Here is a 16,124-nt window from a genome sequence, read left to right on the forward strand (position 1 = left end):
GGCAGGGGGGGCTCTCGTCATTTGGTCGTAGGTTGATTGCCCTGTGCGGGAGCCGGCTTGCCGATGAAGACGCTCTTGCGGGCCTCTTCGCCAGCAAGCTGGCTCCTACGATTAGCGTTTGCTCACCAGGTCCTTGGGCAGCTTGAAGGTCCAGAGCATGCCGCCCTGGTTGAAGTCCTTGACCCGCTTGGCCACTTCGCCGCCCCACAGCGGCACCGCGCCGCCCCAGCCGGAGAGCACCGAAACGTACTGCTCGCCGTCCATTTCCCAGGTCACGGGCGAGCCCAGCACCCCGGAGCCGGTCTGGAATTCCCAGACCTTCTCGCCGGTCTTGGCGTTGAAGGCCTGGAGGAAGCCCTCAGGCGTGCCGGTGAACACCAGGTTGCCCTTGGTGGTCAGTACCCCGCCCCACAGCGGCGCGAAGTTCTTGTGACGCCAGACTTCCTTGCCGCTGATGGGGTCGATGGCCCGCAGCACGCCGATGTAGTCCTCGTTCAGCGGCTTGATGGTGAAGCCCGCGCCAAGGAACGCCGCGCCCTTCTTGTAGGCGATGCCTTCGTTCCAGATGTCCATGCCCCATTCGTTGGACGGCACGTAGAACAGCCCGGTGTCGCGGTTGTAGGCCATGGGCATCCAGTTCTTGGCGCCGAGGAAGGCCGGGGCGACGAACACCGAGCTGCCCTTGGCCTCGCTGCCCGGGGCGCCAGGACGGCTGGCCTCGTTGTAGATCGGCCGGCCGTTCTTATCCAGGCCGGTGGCCCAGGTGATCTTGTCGACAAAGGGGAAGCCGCGGATGAACTTGCCGTTGGTGCGATCGAGCACGTAGAAGAAGCCGTTGCGGTCGGCGGTGGCGGCAGCCTTGATCTCCTTGCCGCCCTCCTTGTAGTTGAAGGAGATCAGCTCGTTGACGCCGTCGAAGTCCCAACCGTCGTGAGGGGTGCTCTGGAAGTGCCACTTGATGGTGCCGTCGTCCGGGTTCAGGGCCAGACGCGACGAGGAATACAGGTTGTCGCCAGGGCGCAGGTGGGAGTTCCACGGCGCCGGGTTGCCGGTGCCGAACAGCAGCAGGTTGGTTTCCGGGTCGTAGTAGCCGCCGAGCCACGGCGCGGCGCCGCCGGTCTTCCACAGGTCGCCCGGCCAGGTCTTGCCCGCCTCGCCACCGGAAATGCCATTCTCGATGGCCTTGCCGTCCTTGTACACGTAGCCCATGTGGCCTTCCACGGTGGGACGCATCCACAGCAACTCGCCGTTTTTCGGGTCGTAGGCCTGGATCTTGCCCACCACGCCGAACTCACCGCCGGCCACCCCGGTGATCAACTTGCCGTTGACCATCATCGGCGCGGCGCTGATGGAATAACCCTCTTTGTGGTCGGCGACCTTCTTGCTCCACACCACCTTGCCGGTGTCCTTGTTCAGGGCCACCAGCTTGGCGTCCAGGGTGCCGAAGAACACCAGATCGCCGTACAGCGCCACGCCGCGGTTGATCACGTCGCAGCACGGGCGGATGTCGTCCGGCAGGCGAGCGTCGTACTGCCAGAGCTTCTTGCCGGTGCGCGCATCCACCGCGAACACCCGGGAATAGGAACCGGTCATGTACATCACCCCGTCCTTGATCAGCGGCTGGGCCTGCTGGCCGCGCTGCTTCTCGCCGCCGAAGGAGAAGGCCCAGACCGGCCGCAGCTCCTTGACGTTATCGACGTTGAGCATATCCAGCGGGCTGTAGCGCTGGCCCTGGACACCCAGGCCGTTGGTGACGATCTGCTCAGGGTTCTTCGGGTCCTGGAGGATCTCTTCATCGGTGACGGCGGCCAGGGCCGCGCTGGACAGCAGCATGGCGCTGAGCACCAGGCTCACGGCGAAACAGGGGCGACGTGGGGGTTGGGTCATGACGGCTACCTCGGCGGTTATTGTTGTTCCCGGGAAATTTTCCCGGTCTGCCGGGAATTCTTGGTCCCGGCCTGCTTGCCAACAATTGCCCGCAGTGCGGAGTTTTCTAGTTCCTTGGTACAGGAGGGGCAGTGGCAAGCTTCAAGCAGGCGCCATGCCCCCGCACTGTAGGAGCTGGCTTGCCAGCGAAGGGGTCCGCAAGATCGCCTTCGCCGTCCAGCCGGCGCCTACAGGCCGTCGATACGCTGCAGGCGCTGGCGCTCGTAACGCGGGTACAGGTGGCTGACGCTGCGGATCAGCTCGTAGCGGGTCAGGCTGATGCCGGCAAAACGCTCGGGGATCGGGCGGCGGATCATCTCCGCCATGTCATCGCCCCGGGCTGCGCCGTCGCGCATCAGCCCATCGAGCCAACTCAGGTAGTCGCGCATCTGGGCAAAAGGCGCCGCATCGCTGGCAACCGGCCCGTGCCCGGGAACGATCAGCTTCCACGGCAGCGCCTGCAAGGTGTCCAGATCCTTGAGCCATACCTCCAGCCCCGGGCTGTTGGGGGTGGTCAGCGCGCGCTCGTAGAACACCAGGTCACCGGCAAACAGCACCCCGCTGTTCTCGTCGAGAATCGCCAGATCAGCGCCGGTGTGCCCACTCAGACTCAGCAGGCGCAAGCGATGCCCGCCCACCTCAAGAAGGCCGGGCTTCAGTTCCTGGGTCGGCAACACCACCTCGGTGCCGCGCATCCAGTCACCGACCATGCGGTACATGTTCTCGGCCATGGCCTCGCCCTGCTGGCGCAGCAGGTCGGCGGTGCCGGCCAGGGCGCCGATGGGCACATCGCCAAAGGCCTGGTTGCCCAGCACATGGTCGGGGTGATGGTGAGTCAGCAACAGCTGGATCACCGGCTTGTCGGTGGTGGCGGCAATGGCCCGGCGCAAGGCTTCGCCGTAGCGTTTCGACGGTCCGCTGTCGATCACCACCACCCCGTTGTCGGTGACGATGAAACCGGTGTTGACGATATTGCCGCCATTGGCCTTGGCGAAATTGTCGGTGCTGCCTTCCAGCAGCCAGATGCCCTCAGCGATCTGCCGGGGCTTGAGTTGATAGTCCAGGTCGGCTCGGGCCGGCAGACCCAGGCACAGCAGCAACAGCAGAATCCAACGCATGGCGCGCCTCGGCTCGGGTGGGTCAAAGGATGCGGTCAGGGCAGCTTGGCCTCGAACTGATTGCCGCTGTTGTCGCGCAACAGCAAGCGGGTCTGCCCCGGCCCCTGGATATCGAACCCCAGGTTGGGGTTTTCGCTGACCGCCGGGAACAGTTCGAGGCTGGCCAGGCGCTGGTCGTTCTGGTCGCGCAGTTCGGCGTGGTTGAGGAAGAACTCGGGGATGCCGCTGACCAGGCCGTTGTCCATCGGGTGGGAGACTTGCAGGCGCAGGCGGCTGGCATCACCCCGGGGATAGCGCCCGCCCAGCACCTCACCGATATGCTCTTCCCAACCCGGCTGGGTGCGCACCACGCTGGGGGCAGTGCAACCGCCACCGGCGGCATCGATCAGGGTCGAGCCCACGTGCCACAGGCCATCGCGGGTCAGCACCGCGGCGCGCAGCGGCGTGGCCTGCTCGATGCGGATGCGGATCGACAGCCAGGGCAGCACCCGCTCCCCCGGCTCGAAATCGACGATGCGCGGCAAGGGATTGAGCTCGGCCCAGGCGAGGATGCGCACCACCTCGCCGGTGAAGGCCCGGGCGTCGATCTCCAGCGGCACCTGCCGCGCATCCTCGGCAAAGGGCGGTGCCAGCAGCTTGACCCGGTCATCGAAGACGAACGCGGCATCGCCCAGCAGTTGCTTGTGGTAGAAGGCCCACATCACCGAGGGCACCGGGTCCACGCCCGGGCCTTGCGGATCGGTGGCCAGCGCCGGGGTCGCCAAGGGCAGCCAGCACGCCAGCAGACAGGTCGCTCGCCAGTTCATCGCAGCTCCTATTGATACATCTGTGGGACCTCGTAACGCAGGCCATAACGGGCATACAGCGCCTGCAGGCGACCGTCGCGGATCAGCCCTTCCAGAGCCTCCTCCACGGCATAGGCCAACTGGCGGTTGCTTTCATGCACCGCCATGCCGATCTCCCACACCTGCTTGCCCATGTTCGGGTAGGCGTTTTCCGCCAGGGCCAACTGCGGATCAGCGGCCTTATGCAACTGCCAGTCGATCTCGCCGCGCATGGCCATCACCGCGTCCACCTGCCCGGCCCTCAGGGCGCTGAAGGCCTGCTGCACGCTGGGGTAATGATGGGTCTTGGCACTGAGCATGCCGTTGAACACCGAGGTCAGGTAGAACGACGGCACGCTGTCCACTTCGACGCCAATGGGGTGCTGCTGGAACACCGCGACACTGGCCACCGCATCCAGCCGGCGGCGGTCGAATGCGACCTGCCAGCGCTCCTCCTGATAGGGGCCGAACATCACCACGTGGTCGTTGGTCAGCTCGCCCAGTTCGTTGCGCTTTTGCGCAAAGTCGTGGTCGTAGGGCACGCGCATCATCAGGTCGGCCAACTGCTGGTGGCGCAGCGGACTGCCGCGCCAGATGTAGTCCCGCAGGTCGTCGTCGAGCTTCTCCCCGGGGGGCGCCCAGATCAGTTGCAGGCTCACCCCCAGGGCCTCGGCCAGGGCTTGCGCCAGCTCCACATCGACACCCCGCGGCTGGCCCTGATCCTCGAAGCTGTAGGGGGCAAAATCCTGGTACACCGCCACCTTCAGTTCACCGGAGGCGATCATCGTGTCGTAGTTGCGCACCTCGGCCTGGGCCGTGGCGCAACACAGCAGCAGGCCACTGAGGAACACGCCGAGGCGGCCCATGGCGATCACTCCTCGACGCGCACGCTGTCCAGGTAGGTGCGCACCGCCCACAGGGCTTCCTGACTCAGGTAGTCGGCCATCTTCGGCATGTACACCCGGCCATCGCGCACCGCGCCGTGGCGCACCCGTTCGACGAACCATTCATCCCCGGCTTCGCCGGCATCGAGCATGCGCAGGTCCGGGGCGATACCGCCGGACTTGGCTTCCAGGCCATGGCAAGCGGCGCAGTTCTGGTTGTAGGCCGAAGCACCGATTTCCACTGCCTTGTCGCGCTCGGGCGAGGTGCGATAAGGGTTGACTGCGGCCCAGCCGTCGCCATCGAGGCTCACTCCAGCGTCCTTGATCGGCGTCAGGCCCTGGGTTTCCACCGCCTGGGGCACCACGTTGCCATGGGCCCATACAGCGCCGGTGGCCAAGGCACCGGTCAGCAGCCCTACCGCGAGCAAGGCGTTGCGTTTTGTTGTCATTGTTATGCCCTCAAGATTGCACGCAAGACCTCGCTACAGAGGCCATGGCGCCATCTTAGAAACAGCCGGCGGGCGGCCGTATGCTGCTTTGGTGGTCGCGTCCTACTCCCTTGGTAGTAGGGCTTGTGGCGCGGGCCTAAATCAGGTGCCGCCCGGGAACTTTTCCCGGCAAAGGCGGGACTTTTTCCGTATCTCAAAGCGCGTCCCGCGGCAGACCCTAGTCAGGCCAAAACCTCCACTGGGAACTGCAACCATGACAATAAGATCGCTACCCGCCCTTTCCCCCCTGAGCCTGGCCGTGCTGCTGGCCGCCAGCCTGTCCTTGAGCACGGCGGCCACAGCGGCCACCGCCCCGGCGACACCTGCCAGCAAGAACGTCACCTGGGAAGACATCGCCAACGACCACCTGACCACCAAGGACGTGCTGCAGTACGGCATGGGCACCAACGCCCAGCGCTGGAGCCCCCTGGCCCAGGTCAACGACAAGAACGTGTTCAAGCTGACCCCGGCCTGGTCCTACTCCTTCGGCGACGAGAAGCAGCGCGGCCAGGAATCCCAGGCCATCGTCCGCGACGGCGTGGTCTACGTCACCGGCTCCTACTCGCGGGTGTTCGCCCTGGACGCCAAGACCGGCAAACGCCTGTGGACCTACAACCACCGCCTGCCGGACAACATTCGCCCGTGCTGCGATGTGGTCAACCGCGGCGCGGCGATCTACGGCGACAAGATCTACTTCGGCACCCTCGACGCCCGGGTCATCGCCCTGGACAAGAACACCGGCAAGGTGGTGTGGAACAAGAAATTCGGCGACCACAGCGCCGGCTACACCATGACCGGCGCCCCGGTGCTGATCAAGGACAAGACCAGCGGTAAGGTGCTGCTGATCCACGGCAGCTCCGGCGACGAATTCGGCGTGGTCGGCCAGTTGTTCGCCCGCGACCCGGACACCGGCGAAGAGGTGTGGATGCGGCCCTTCGTCGAAGGCCACATGGGCCGCCTCAACGGCAAGGACAGCACCCCCACCGGCGACGTCAAGGCACCGTCCTGGCCCGACGACAAGACCACCGAAACCGGCAAGGTCGAAGCCTGGAGCCATGGCGGCGGTGCCCCTTGGCAGAGCGCCAGCTTCGATGCCGAAACCAACACCATCATCGTCGGCGCCGGCAACCCCGGCCCGTGGAACACCTGGGCACGGACCTCGAAAGACGGCAACCCCCACGACTACGACAGCCTCTACACCTCGGGCCAGGTCGGCGTCGACCCGAGCACCGGCGAAGTGAAATGGTTCTACCAGCACACGCCGAACGATGCCTGGGATTTCTCCGGCAACAACGAACTGGTGCTGTTCGACTACAAGGGCAAGGACGGCAAAGTGGTCAAGGCCACCGGCCACGCCGACCGCAACGGCTTCTTCTACGTGGTGGACCGCAACAACGGCAAATTGCAGAACGCCTTCCCCTTCGTCGACAACATCACCTGGGCCAGCCACATCGACCTCAAGACCGGCCGCCCCGTGGAAAACGAAGGCCAGCGTCCGGCCAAACCGCTGCCGGGTGAAACCAAGGGCAAACCGGTGGAAGTCTCACCGCCGTTCCTGGGTGGCAAGAACTGGAACCCCATGGCCTACAGCCAAGACACCGGGCTGTTCTACATCCCCGGCAACCAGTGGAAGGAGGAGTACTGGACCGAGGAAGTGAACTACAAGAAAGGCTCGGCCTACCTGGGGATGGGCTTCCGCATCAAGCGCATGTACGACGACCACGTCGGCACCCTGCGGGCCATGGACCCCACCACCGGCAAACTGGTGTGGGAACACAAGGAGCAGCTGCCACTGTGGGCCGGCGTCTTGGCGACCAAGGGCAACCTGGTGTTCACCGGCACCGGCGACGGCTTCTTCAAGGCCTTCGACGCCAAGACCGGCAAGGAACTGTGGAAATTCCAGACCGGAAGCGGCATCGTCTCGCCGCCCATCACCTGGGAACAGGATGGCGAGCAGTACATCGGCGTGACCGTGGGCTACGGCGGCGCGGTGCCGCTGTGGGGTGGCGACATGGCCGAGCTGACCAAGCCGGTGGCCCAAGGCGGTTCGTTCTGGGTGTTCAAGATCCCGAGTTGGGATAATAAGACCGCCCAGCGCTGACCTTCACCGCCCTATCTGTAGCGAGGGAGCTTGCTCCTGCTGGGCCGCGCTGGCGCATCAGCGCACAGCGGCCCCGAAACCCGCCCCGGGATGTGCCAGACACACCCCGGGGGCCGGGTTCTGGACGGCTACGACCCCAGGGCGCCGGTCGACCGGGAGCCCGCCTTCTCGCCACACCCGTCTTCACTCCCGCCTGGAGCACCGCACCATGAACTACCTGCCCCTTGTCCTGCTGTTGAGCCTGTCCCCCGCCTTCGCGGTGAACATCGACGACGACGGCAACGACGTCCCGCTGACCATCAACGGCTGCGTGATTGCCGAAGCCAGCCAATGCCCCGGCGCCAACCTGCGCGGCGCTAACCTGGCCAACCAGGACCTGCGCAAGATGAACCTGGCCGGCGCCGACCTGCGTGACGCCGACCTGCGCCATGCCCAGCTGGACCTGGCCAATTTGGAAAAAGCCCGCCTGCAAGGCGCCAACCTGACCCGTGCCAGCCTGCAACAGAGCAACCTGCGGCTGGCGGACTTTACCGACGCCAAGCTGATGGCCATTCAGGGTTGGGGCCTGTTTGCCCAGGGCGCGCAATTCGAGAACGCCAACCTCAGCGCGGCCTACTTGCAATTTGCCCGGCTGTCCGGGGCCAAGCTGCACCAGGCCAACCTGCAGGCCGCGGATTTGGAGATGGCCTGGTTGAGCAAGGCGGATCTGCAAGGGGCCAATCTGACGGATGCCAATCTGCAGGAGGCCAAGTTGGGTGAGAGCAATCTGGAACGCGCCGATTTGCGCGGGGCGCGGCAGCATTATGGGAATTTTCAGGATGCCAATATGGAGGGGTGCCAGGGGTGTCCGGGGACTTGGGATAAATAGGCCGTTGCCCCAGGCATGACCAAGCGCCTCACTGTACCTGCTATTGGAGCAATCATCGGTTCAATAGCAGCTACAGCCCCGCTAGCCCAGTCGCGCTAGGTTTTCGTCGATACGCGCCTGAATCATGCTCAAGGTGTCCGCGCTGATGCCACCCGGGAACCGGGACCGGGCACAGCAGGTAAAGCCGCTGGCAACCTGGCAGATGCGTTCGATGATGTCGCTGGCATCCCTGGCCGAAAGCTCCGCCTCCTGAGCCGCGAGCCTGAGCAAGTGCTTGCGAGTGATGTGCAACGCCTCGCCCAATACGTCCATCTGGTGATAGCCGCCCGGCCCCTCGCAGAAGGTCACGTCGTAAGCCGGCGCCAGCTTCCACTGGCCGCTCGACGACATAAGGTAGGCAAAATTCTTCGGGTGGTCGTCGCGGTTGTTGAACGCCACGTTGAACACAATCCGGGCAAAGGCCAGCGCCTTTTCCCGCACATCATTGCAGCAGTACTGGGTTGCCCGCAGGAAATTGCTGTAGTCCAGCGCCCCGGCTGCTCGGTAGTCCGCACCGGTAAAGGCGGCTAGGCTTTGCATGGGCACGCGCATGTCTTTGTGCCGGTCGAATCTTCGGGTGGCGAAGGCCGCCTGCCCATTGGGTAGCTCGAAGTGTTCACTGTCCGACGTTTCGATGGCGCATTCGCGCAAGCATTGCACGTAGACAGCTTCGATAGCACAGACCTCGGGGTGTTCACCCGCTCCCGGGAACTTGATCAACCAGGCTTCCAGGCCAGATGCCGCGGCCGTGCTGAAGCGCCCTCCCGCAGGGTCGCGATAGAGCAAGGCCTTGGGTCGAGCGCCCTGCGGCGAGCCGCCCATCCGCAGCAGTCGCTGCAGAAACTCCCCGCCCTGACCATGGAGCACCTCCTGAACTTCGGCGGCCAGTCGCTCAAGGGGAACCTCTTCAGGCGCCATGAACAGCTCCGGCGCCACAGGCTCGAACGACATCGCGCCCATGGCTTGGGTGCCGATATAGGTCAGTCGCTCCAAAGGACCAATCTGCGCGGGGTTGAGACCGCGACGTTTGAACAAGCGATCCATCAGCAACATGCCCCAACCGTCAGGCAGCGAGTCATAGACCGGCCCCGGCAGCCACAGTTGATGATCGGGAAAGTCCCGACGCAGCCTCGGGCCCTTGAGCGGCAAGCGCAAGGCCGACAGTTCCAGGCCGCGATCCTGTGCCTCCTCGCTGTACTCGAAGGCAATCAAGGGGCGGCCGGTCAGCGCCGTCGTGGATACCAGCGAACCCCAGCGCCAGTGCTCCCCCCAACCGTCGTAGTAGACATCGACTTGCTTAAGCATCGGCGGACTTCCTTTTGACGCGCTGCCGCTGGGCGCCCTGTTCATAACGGAGGATGTCGTCGAGGCTGTCCAGCTGCGGCAGGAACAATTGCTCCAGCTCGCGAAGACGCCCCAGCACCATCGCCACGCGAACCACGCTGTCGAATGCGACACTACGCCCGGCCTCCAGATTGGACAGGGTGCCAACCCCGATGCCAGCACGGGCGGCGACTTCGGCCTGAGTCATCTGCTGGGACAGGCGTTCCTGGCGCAGGCGGGTGCAAAGCAGCTTGAGCACCTCATCCGGCCTGGCAAGCGTTAAATTCAGCATATCGAGTGTTAAATCCTTAAATCTCACATAACACTCAAAATTATAGAGTTATCCGAGAGATTCTGGAGAACCAAATAACTTCATAAATCTGATTCTTATCCCTCGAATCAGTCAGATAACAAGCGAAATACTGGATTTATCTTGCCACTTGCAGCTAGCCGCTGCCCCCCCCTCACCCCGCCACCCGCACCACCCCCATATCAATCCCCAAATGCACCAACTCCGCATGGGAGCTGACCTGCAACTTGCTCTTGAGCAAGGTCAAATGGTTCGACACAGTCTTGGCGCTGATGCACAGCTGCTCGGCAATCACCCGCGCCGGGGTGCCCTTGGCCAGCATCACGAAGATCTCCAGCTCGCGCTGGGTCATGCTCTGCAAACGCGGGTCGCTGGCATTCTGCGCCGGGGTGCAGGCCAGTTGGGTGGCCAGGGGCTGTTCGATGTAGGCGTGCCCGGCCAGCACGCGGTGCACCGCTTCGATCAGCACCTGGGGCGCGGAGTTCTTGGTCAGGTAGCCCGAGGCACCCGCCTCCAGGGCCTGGCGCACCAGGGGCAGTTCGTCGTGCATGCTGAAAAACAGCACCCGCAGCTGCGGCAGGCGCTGGCGCAGGCGGCGGGTGGTCTCCAGGCCGCTGATGCCCGGCAGGCCGAAATCCATGATCACCAGGTTCGGCACTTCTTCGGCCACTCGGGTCAGGGCCTCTTCGCCGCTGGCCGCTTCGCGCACCTGCATCGCCGGCAATACCGCGCGCAGCAGGCTGGCGTAACCCTGGCGGACCACGGCGTGGTCATCCACCAACAAGATGTTCATCAGGCCTCCATGGGCATGTTCAGGGGCATGTTCAAGGCCAGCGCCCAACCGGCGCCGGGACGGCTGAGGATGTGCAGTTCGCCGCCCAGGCTGCGGGCCCGTTCGGCCATCGAGTGCAGGCCGACGCCGGGGCGCTGGGGCTGGCGCGCGCCGCAACCGTTGTCGCGCACCAGCAGGCGCAGGCCCCGGGCGCTGCGTTGCAGGCGCACCCGTACCTGGCTGGCGTCGGCGTGCCGGGCGACATTGGTCAGCGCTTCTTGCAGCAGGCGGTAGAGGTGGGTCTTGCTGGCGTCGGGCAACGCTGGCAGGTCGGCGCCGACCCGCAATTGGCAGTCGATGCCCTGGCTGTCCTGCCATTGGCTCACCAGCAGGCCGAAAGCTTCGGCCAGTGGCAGGTGCTGCAGCACCACCGGGTACAGGTCCTGCACCAGGGCGCGAAAGCCTTGCTGCAAGCGCTCGCAGTTGAGCTCCAGGGCCTGGGCCGTGTGCTCCACCACCGTGGGCTGGTTGCTGACCATGCGTAGCAGGCAGGCCTGGGCGCGGATGCCCGCCAGGTATTGCCCGAGGTCGTCGTGCAGGGTCTGCGCCAGGTAGGTGCGCTCGCGCTCTTGCACCGCCAGCAGGGCCTGGGTCAGTTGGGTGTTGTCGGCGCGGGTCTGTTCCAGGGTCGCGGTCATGCGGTTGAAGTGTCCGGCCAGTTGTCGCGCTTCCGGCAGGCCGGCTTCGCGCAGGCGCACCGCCAGTTGCCCGCCGGATACTTGCTGCAAGGCCCGCAGCAAATCATCCAGCAAGCCCATGCCACGGCGTACTGCCCAGCGGATGGTCAGCAGGCTCAGGAGCAAGGCCAGGCCGCACAGGCTCAGCAGCTGTTGCAGGGAATCCCAGACTTCGTCGATCTCATCCCGCGCGTCCACGGCGATCAGCACCCGGCGCCCGTCGCCCAGGTCCAGTTCGCGGGCGCTGTAGAGACGGTCGCTGAACAGCTGGCGGCCGAGCCAGGCGTCCAGCCCTGCCTCTTCCGGCATGCGTGCCGCCTCGTCAGGCGCCAGCCAGTGCACCCGCACATGACGCAGGCTCTGGGTCAGGTGCGGCTGCAGGCCCGCCGGGTTGCGCTCGGCGCTGTCGCTCAAGTACTCCACCACCGCTGCGGCGGACTGCAGTTCACGTTCGACATCGGCCACCGCCTGATGCAGCAGCAAGCCGGCGCAGGCCAGGGTCACCACGGCAAAGAACGCCGTGACCCACAGGTTGATCCGCCACAGCGCCGACATGCCTAGCGCCCCGGAACCAAGGGCACCGCCAGGGGCAGGACCGGACGCGGGCCGTGCAGACGATCGACGCCGATCAGGCTGAGGATCAGCAGCAAGGGCAGGAGCAGCACTTTGATGATGCGCATGAGCATCTCTCTCAAGGTTCGGGCTCAGGGCTCGGGGCGGGTTCAGGCCGGGGTCGGGGCCGCTGGGACCATGCTAAGACCGCCGCCCCCGCGCCGGGCTACTACCTTGGTACTGCCCGAGCGCTACTTTCTGCATATTTCCCCGCCCCGACGCTGTTCCTATGCTGGCGCCACCTGCCGTGGAGTGCCTTATGCACCAGCCTGCCCCGCTTATCCTGACCTGCCTGCTGGCCCTGACCTCGGTCCTGTTGCCCCTGGCCGCGAGCCAGGCCAGCGAGGACACCTTGCAGGTGCGCATCGGCTACCTGGGCTATCGCCCCGATCCCGGCCCGCTGCTGTCCAATATCATCCCCGAGCCCGCCGACAGCGGGCTGCAAGGCGCGCAGCTGGCGATTGTCGACAGCAACAGCACCGGGCGCTTTCTCAAGCAGCAGTTCCAGCTCGACAGCGTCAGCGTCGACAGCCCCGAGGCACTGCTGCAAGCCGCCAAGGCCCAGCATGACCAGGGCCTGCGGCTGTTCGTGGTGAATGCCCCGGCGGCCAGCCTGCGGGAACTGTCCGCCGCCCTGCCCGACAGCCTCTTGTTCAACGCCGGCAGCCCCGACGACCGCCTGCGCAGCAGCCAGTGCCTGGGCAACGTGCTGCACAGTCTGCCCGGCCGGGCGATGCTGGCCGACGCCCTGGTGCAGTTCATGGTGCTGCGTAAATGGCAGCGGGCCTTGCTCATCGTCGGCCAGACCGAAGACGACCGGGCCTACGCCGACGCCCTGCGCCGGGCCACCCAGCGCTTCGGCGTGAAGCTGGTCGCCGAGAAAGACTGGAGCTTCGACAACGACCAGCGCCGCAGCGCCCAGGCCGACATGCCGCTGTTCACCCAGACCGCCGAATACGACGTGGTGCTGGTGGCCGACGAGCGCGGCGACTTCGGCGAATACCTGCCCTACCAGACCTGGTTCCCGCGCCCGGTGGCCGGCACCCAGGGCCTGACCCCCACCGGCTGGCACAAGAGCGTCGAGACCTTCGGCGCCGCGCAGTTGCAAAAACGCTTCGAAGCCCAGGCCGGACGCTGGATGAACGACCGCGACTTCGCTGCCTGGATGGCCGTGCGCAGCGTCGCCAGCGCGGTGAGCAAACTGCGTCAGGCCGACCCTCGGGCCCTGCAGACGCTGCTGCTCAGCGACCAGTTGCCCCTGGACGGGTTCAAGGGCCGCAAGCTCAGCTACCGGCCGTGGAACGGCGAACTGCGTCAACCCATTCCCCTGGTGCAACCCCGAGCCCTGGTCAGCACCTCGCCCCAGGACGGTTTCCTGCACCCCTTCAACGAAATGGACAGCCTGGGCTACGACCGCCCCGAAGTGACCTGCCGCTACCCCTGATCCCATAACCACAACAACAAGGAATCCGCCATGCGCCGCCCTCTTCTCTGCCGCTCCGCCCTCTGCGCGGGCCTGCTGCTCGCCGCCGGGCACGCCATGGCCGCCACGGCCTGGGTCTCCAACGAAAAGGACAACAGCCTGAGCCTGATCGACCTGCAGACCCTGGAAGTCACCGAGACCCTGCCGGTAGGTCAGCGCCCGCGGGGGTTGCTGCTGTCCCATGACAATAAGCTGCTGTACATCTGCGCCAGCGATTCGGACCGGGTCCAGGTGATGGACGTAGCGACCCGCAAGATCATCAAGGAGCTGCCGTCCGGCAAGGACCCCGAGCAGTTCGCCCTACACCCCAACAACCGCTGGCTGTACGTGTCCAACGAGGACGATGCGCTGGTCACCGTAATCGACACCGAGACCGCCAAGGTCCTCGGCCAGATTAACGTCGGGGTCGAACCCGAAGGCATGGCGGTGAGCCCCGACGGCAAGTGGGCGGTCAACACCAGCGAAACCACCAACATGCTGCACTGGATCGACACCAGCACCCAGACCCTGGCCGACAGCACCCTGGTGGACCAGCGCCCGCGCTTCGTCGAGTTCAACCAGGACGGCTCAAGGCTCTGGGCCTCGGCGGAAATCGGCGGCACCGTGACCATCCTCGACGTGGCCACGCGCCAGGTGCTCAAGACCCTGAACTTCAAGATCAAGGGCGTGCACCCGGACAAGGTGCAGCCGGTGGGCATCAAGCTCAGCGCCGACGGCAAGTACGCCTTCGTCGCCCTGGGCCCGGCCAACCATGTGGCGGTGATCGACGCCAAGACCTACGAGATCCTCGACTACCTGCTGGTGGGGCGGCGGGTCTGGCAGCTGGCATTCACCCCGGACCAGAGCCAGTTGCTGGCCACCAACGGGGTCAGCGGCGATGTTTCGGTGATCGATGTGAACAGCCTCAAGGTGCTCAAGTCGGTGAAGGTCGGGCGCTATCCCTGGGGCGTGGTGGTGACCCCATGAACGCCCTGGAGGTCAGCCAGCTGAGCTTCGCCTACGGCCCGCGCCAGGCCCTCGATCAGGTCAGCCTGAGCCTGGCTCCCGGACGCTTTGCCGCCCTGCTGGGGCCCAACGGCGCCGGCAAGTCGACCCTGATCGCCCTGCTCACAAGGCTCTACGACCTGCAGCAGGGCGACATCCGCGTCGGCGGCTGCTCGCTGCGCAACGCTGCCCGCGCCGCCCTGCGCCAGCTCGGCGTGGTGTTCCAGCAAAGCACCCTGGACCTGGACCTGAGCGTCGAGCAGAACCTGCACTACCACGCCGCGCTGCACGGTTTGTCGCGGCGCCAGGGGCAGGCGCGAATCGACGCCGAACTGGCGCGCCAGGGCCTGAGCGAGCGGCGCCGGGAAAGCGTCCGCGCCCTCAATGGCGGCCACCGCCGACGGGTGGAAATCGCCCGCGCCCTGCTGCACGAACCGCGCCTGCTGCTGCTCGATGAGGCCAGCGCCGGCCTCGATCCGGCCAGCCGCCTGGCCCTCAACCGGCACATTCGCCAGCTGTGCCAGGAACAGCGCCTGAGCGTGCTCTGGACCACCCACCTGCTGGATGAAGTGCAGGCCGACGACCAGTTGCTGATCCTGCATCAGGGGCGCCTGGTGGCCAGTGGCGTGGCCAGCACCATCAGCCAGGAACAGGGCGGCGACCTGGGCACCGCCTTCGCCCGCCTGACCCAGAATCCCCAGCCACGCCCGGCCCCGATCGGAGAACCGCTCGCATGAACGCCTACTGGCAATGCCTGCGCGGCATCGTGCTGCGCGAATGGCTGCGCTTCGTGCTGCAACGCACGCGCTTTCTCAGCGCCCTGGTGCGGCCGCTGCTGTGGCTGCTGGTGTTCGCCGCCGGCTTTCGCGCGGCCCTGGGCATCGCCATCATCGAGCCCTACAGCACCTACATTCCCTACGAGGTCTACATCGTCCCGGGGCTGGCCTGCATGATCCTGCTGTTCAACGGCATGCAGGGCTCGCTGTCGATGGTCTACGACCGGGAAATGGGCAGCATGCGCGTGCTGCTCACCAGCCCCCTGCCCCGGGCCTTCCTGCTCGCCAGCAAGCTGTTGGCCACCTCATTGATCTCGCTGCTGCAGGTCTACGCCTTCCTCGCCGTGGCCTGGCTGTATGGCGTGCAACCGCCGGCCATGGGCCTGCTGGCCGCGCTGCCGGCCTTGCTGCTGGTGGCCCTGATGCTCAGCGCCCTGGGATTGCTGCTGTCCAACGCCATCCGCCAGCTGGAGAACTTTGCCGGGGTGATGAACTTCGTGATCTTCCCGCTGTTCTTCCTGTCCTCGGCGCTGTACCCGCTGTGGAAGATGCTCGAAGCCAGCCCCTGGCTGTACTGGTTGTGCGCCCTCAACCCCTTCACCCACGCCGTGGAGCTGGTGCGCTTCGCCCTGTATCAACGCCTCAACCTCCTGGCCCTGGCCGTGTGCCTGGGGCTGACCCTGGTGTTCTCCCTGCTGGCAGTGCTGACCTTCAACCCGCAGCACGCCGCCCTGCGCAAAAGCACCGCCTAGGTATCTCCAGATAAAGAGCCACTGTAGCCGCTGCCGAGCCTTGGGCGAGGCTGCGACAAGGGTCGAAGGCCCTTCCAGCGATGCGAAGGCCCGCGCATTCATCACAACCAACACTATGGCGGTGCAC

16 protein-coding genes are annotated in these 16,124 nt (G+C 65.6%); 6 read left to right on the plus strand and 10 right to left on the minus strand.

Annotated elements, in window-relative coordinates; all coding sequences use genetic code 11:
• Positions 1-111 precede the first annotated feature (111 nt).
• The 5 genes from pedH to pedF all read right to left on the minus strand — a co-directional run bounded on the left by pedH (position 112) and on the right by pedF (position 5,201).
• Positions 112-1,887: a PQQ-dependent alcohol dehydrogenase PedH gene (gene pedH / locus PQT43_RS30210; protein WP_102880324.1), complete on the minus strand. Its 1,776-nt coding sequence runs from the start codon at positions 1,885-1,887 to the stop codon at positions 112-114.
• 227 nt (positions 1,888-2,114) lie between these two features.
• Positions 2,115-3,044 (minus strand): quinoprotein relay system zinc metallohydrolase 1, encoded by a 930-nt coding sequence (locus tag PQT43_RS30215; protein WP_272755468.1) that lies wholly within the window; start codon positions 3,042-3,044, stop codon positions 2,115-2,117.
• Positions 3,045-3,079: 35 nt separating this feature from the next.
• Entirely contained in the window at positions 3,080-3,850 is a 771-nt protein-coding gene (locus PQT43_RS30220; protein WP_272755469.1) for a quinoprotein dehydrogenase-associated SoxYZ-like carrier, read from the minus strand.
• A gap of 8 nt (positions 3,851-3,858) precedes the next feature.
• Entirely contained in the window at positions 3,859-4,734 is an 876-nt protein-coding gene (locus tag PQT43_RS30225; protein ID WP_272755470.1) for a substrate-binding periplasmic protein, read from the minus strand.
• Positions 4,735-4,739: 5 nt separating this feature from the next.
• Positions 4,740-5,201, minus strand: a complete 462-nt coding sequence (gene pedF / locus PQT43_RS30230; protein ID WP_102861878.1) for a cytochrome c-550 PedF — start codon at positions 5,199-5,201, stop codon at positions 4,740-4,742.
• A gap of 253 nt (positions 5,202-5,454) precedes the next feature.
• Between pedF and exaA the strand changes: the two genes are divergently transcribed.
• A complete protein-coding gene (gene exaA, locus PQT43_RS30235) occupies positions 5,455-7,341 on the plus strand; it encodes a quinoprotein ethanol dehydrogenase (RefSeq protein ID WP_253085773.1) in 1,887 nt (628 codons plus the stop codon).
• A gap of 208 nt (positions 7,342-7,549) precedes the next feature.
• Complete coding sequence (locus tag PQT43_RS30240; protein WP_110597212.1) at positions 7,550-8,209, plus strand: pentapeptide repeat-containing protein; 660 nt, start codon at positions 7,550-7,552, stop codon at positions 8,207-8,209.
• A gap of 81 nt (positions 8,210-8,290) precedes the next feature.
• Here PQT43_RS30240 and PQT43_RS30245 read toward each other — a convergent pair whose 3' ends face one another.
• The 5 genes from PQT43_RS30245 to PQT43_RS30265 form a co-directional block, all read right to left on the minus strand.
• Positions 8,291-9,553 carry a type II toxin-antitoxin system HipA family toxin gene (locus PQT43_RS30245; protein ID WP_272755472.1) on the minus strand — a complete coding sequence of 421 codons (1,263 nt, stop codon included), beginning with the start codon at positions 9,551-9,553 and terminating at the stop codon, positions 8,291-8,293.
• A complete protein-coding gene (locus PQT43_RS30250) occupies positions 9,546-9,863 on the minus strand; it encodes a helix-turn-helix domain-containing protein (RefSeq protein WP_016967320.1) in 318 nt (105 codons plus the stop codon). Before PQT43_RS30250 ends, PQT43_RS30245 begins: the two co-directional genes overlap by 8 nt.
• Before the next feature lie 172 nt (positions 9,864-10,035).
• Complete coding sequence (locus PQT43_RS30255) at positions 10,036-10,674, minus strand: response regulator (RefSeq protein WP_060838517.1); 639 nt, start codon at positions 10,672-10,674, stop codon at positions 10,036-10,038.
• Positions 10,674-11,945 carry a sensor histidine kinase gene (locus tag PQT43_RS30260; RefSeq protein WP_265074551.1) on the minus strand — a complete coding sequence of 424 codons (1,272 nt, stop codon included), beginning with the start codon at positions 11,943-11,945 and terminating at the stop codon, positions 10,674-10,676. Before PQT43_RS30260 ends, PQT43_RS30255 begins: the two co-directional genes overlap by 1 nt.
• A 2-nt stretch (positions 11,946-11,947) precedes the next feature.
• Entirely contained in the window at positions 11,948-12,070 is a 123-nt protein-coding gene (locus tag PQT43_RS30265; protein WP_258010305.1) for a hypothetical protein, read from the minus strand.
• A 191-nt stretch (positions 12,071-12,261) separates the two neighbouring features.
• On the opposite strand from PQT43_RS30265, the gene PQT43_RS30270 reads away from it, so the two are divergent.
• Genes PQT43_RS30270 through PQT43_RS30285 form a run of 4 tightly spaced genes read left to right on the plus strand, consistent with a single transcriptional unit; the run spans position 12,262 to position 15,997 of the window.
• On the plus strand, positions 12,262-13,446 hold the full coding sequence (locus PQT43_RS30270) for an ABC transporter substrate-binding protein (protein WP_267269745.1): 1,185 nt from the start codon (positions 12,262-12,264) through the stop codon (positions 13,444-13,446).
• 30 nt (positions 13,447-13,476) lie between these two features.
• Entirely contained in the window at positions 13,477-14,451 is a 975-nt protein-coding gene (locus PQT43_RS30275) for a YVTN family beta-propeller repeat protein (protein WP_015635007.1), read from the plus strand.
• Positions 14,448-15,206, plus strand: a complete 759-nt coding sequence (locus tag PQT43_RS30280) for an ABC transporter ATP-binding protein (protein WP_272755474.1) — start codon at positions 14,448-14,450, stop codon at positions 15,204-15,206. Before PQT43_RS30275 ends, PQT43_RS30280 begins: the two co-directional genes overlap by 4 nt.
• Complete coding sequence (locus tag PQT43_RS30285) at positions 15,203-15,997, plus strand: ABC transporter permease (protein ID WP_060838512.1); 795 nt, start codon at positions 15,203-15,205, stop codon at positions 15,995-15,997. Before PQT43_RS30280 ends, PQT43_RS30285 begins: the two co-directional genes overlap by 4 nt.
• Positions 15,998-16,124: the final 127 nt, after the last annotated feature.

Source organism: Pseudomonas sp. BLCC-B112 (assembly GCF_028550695.1).
In the GTDB taxonomy this organism is placed as follows: Bacteria; Pseudomonadota; Gammaproteobacteria; order Pseudomonadales; family Pseudomonadaceae; genus Aquipseudomonas; species Aquipseudomonas danubii.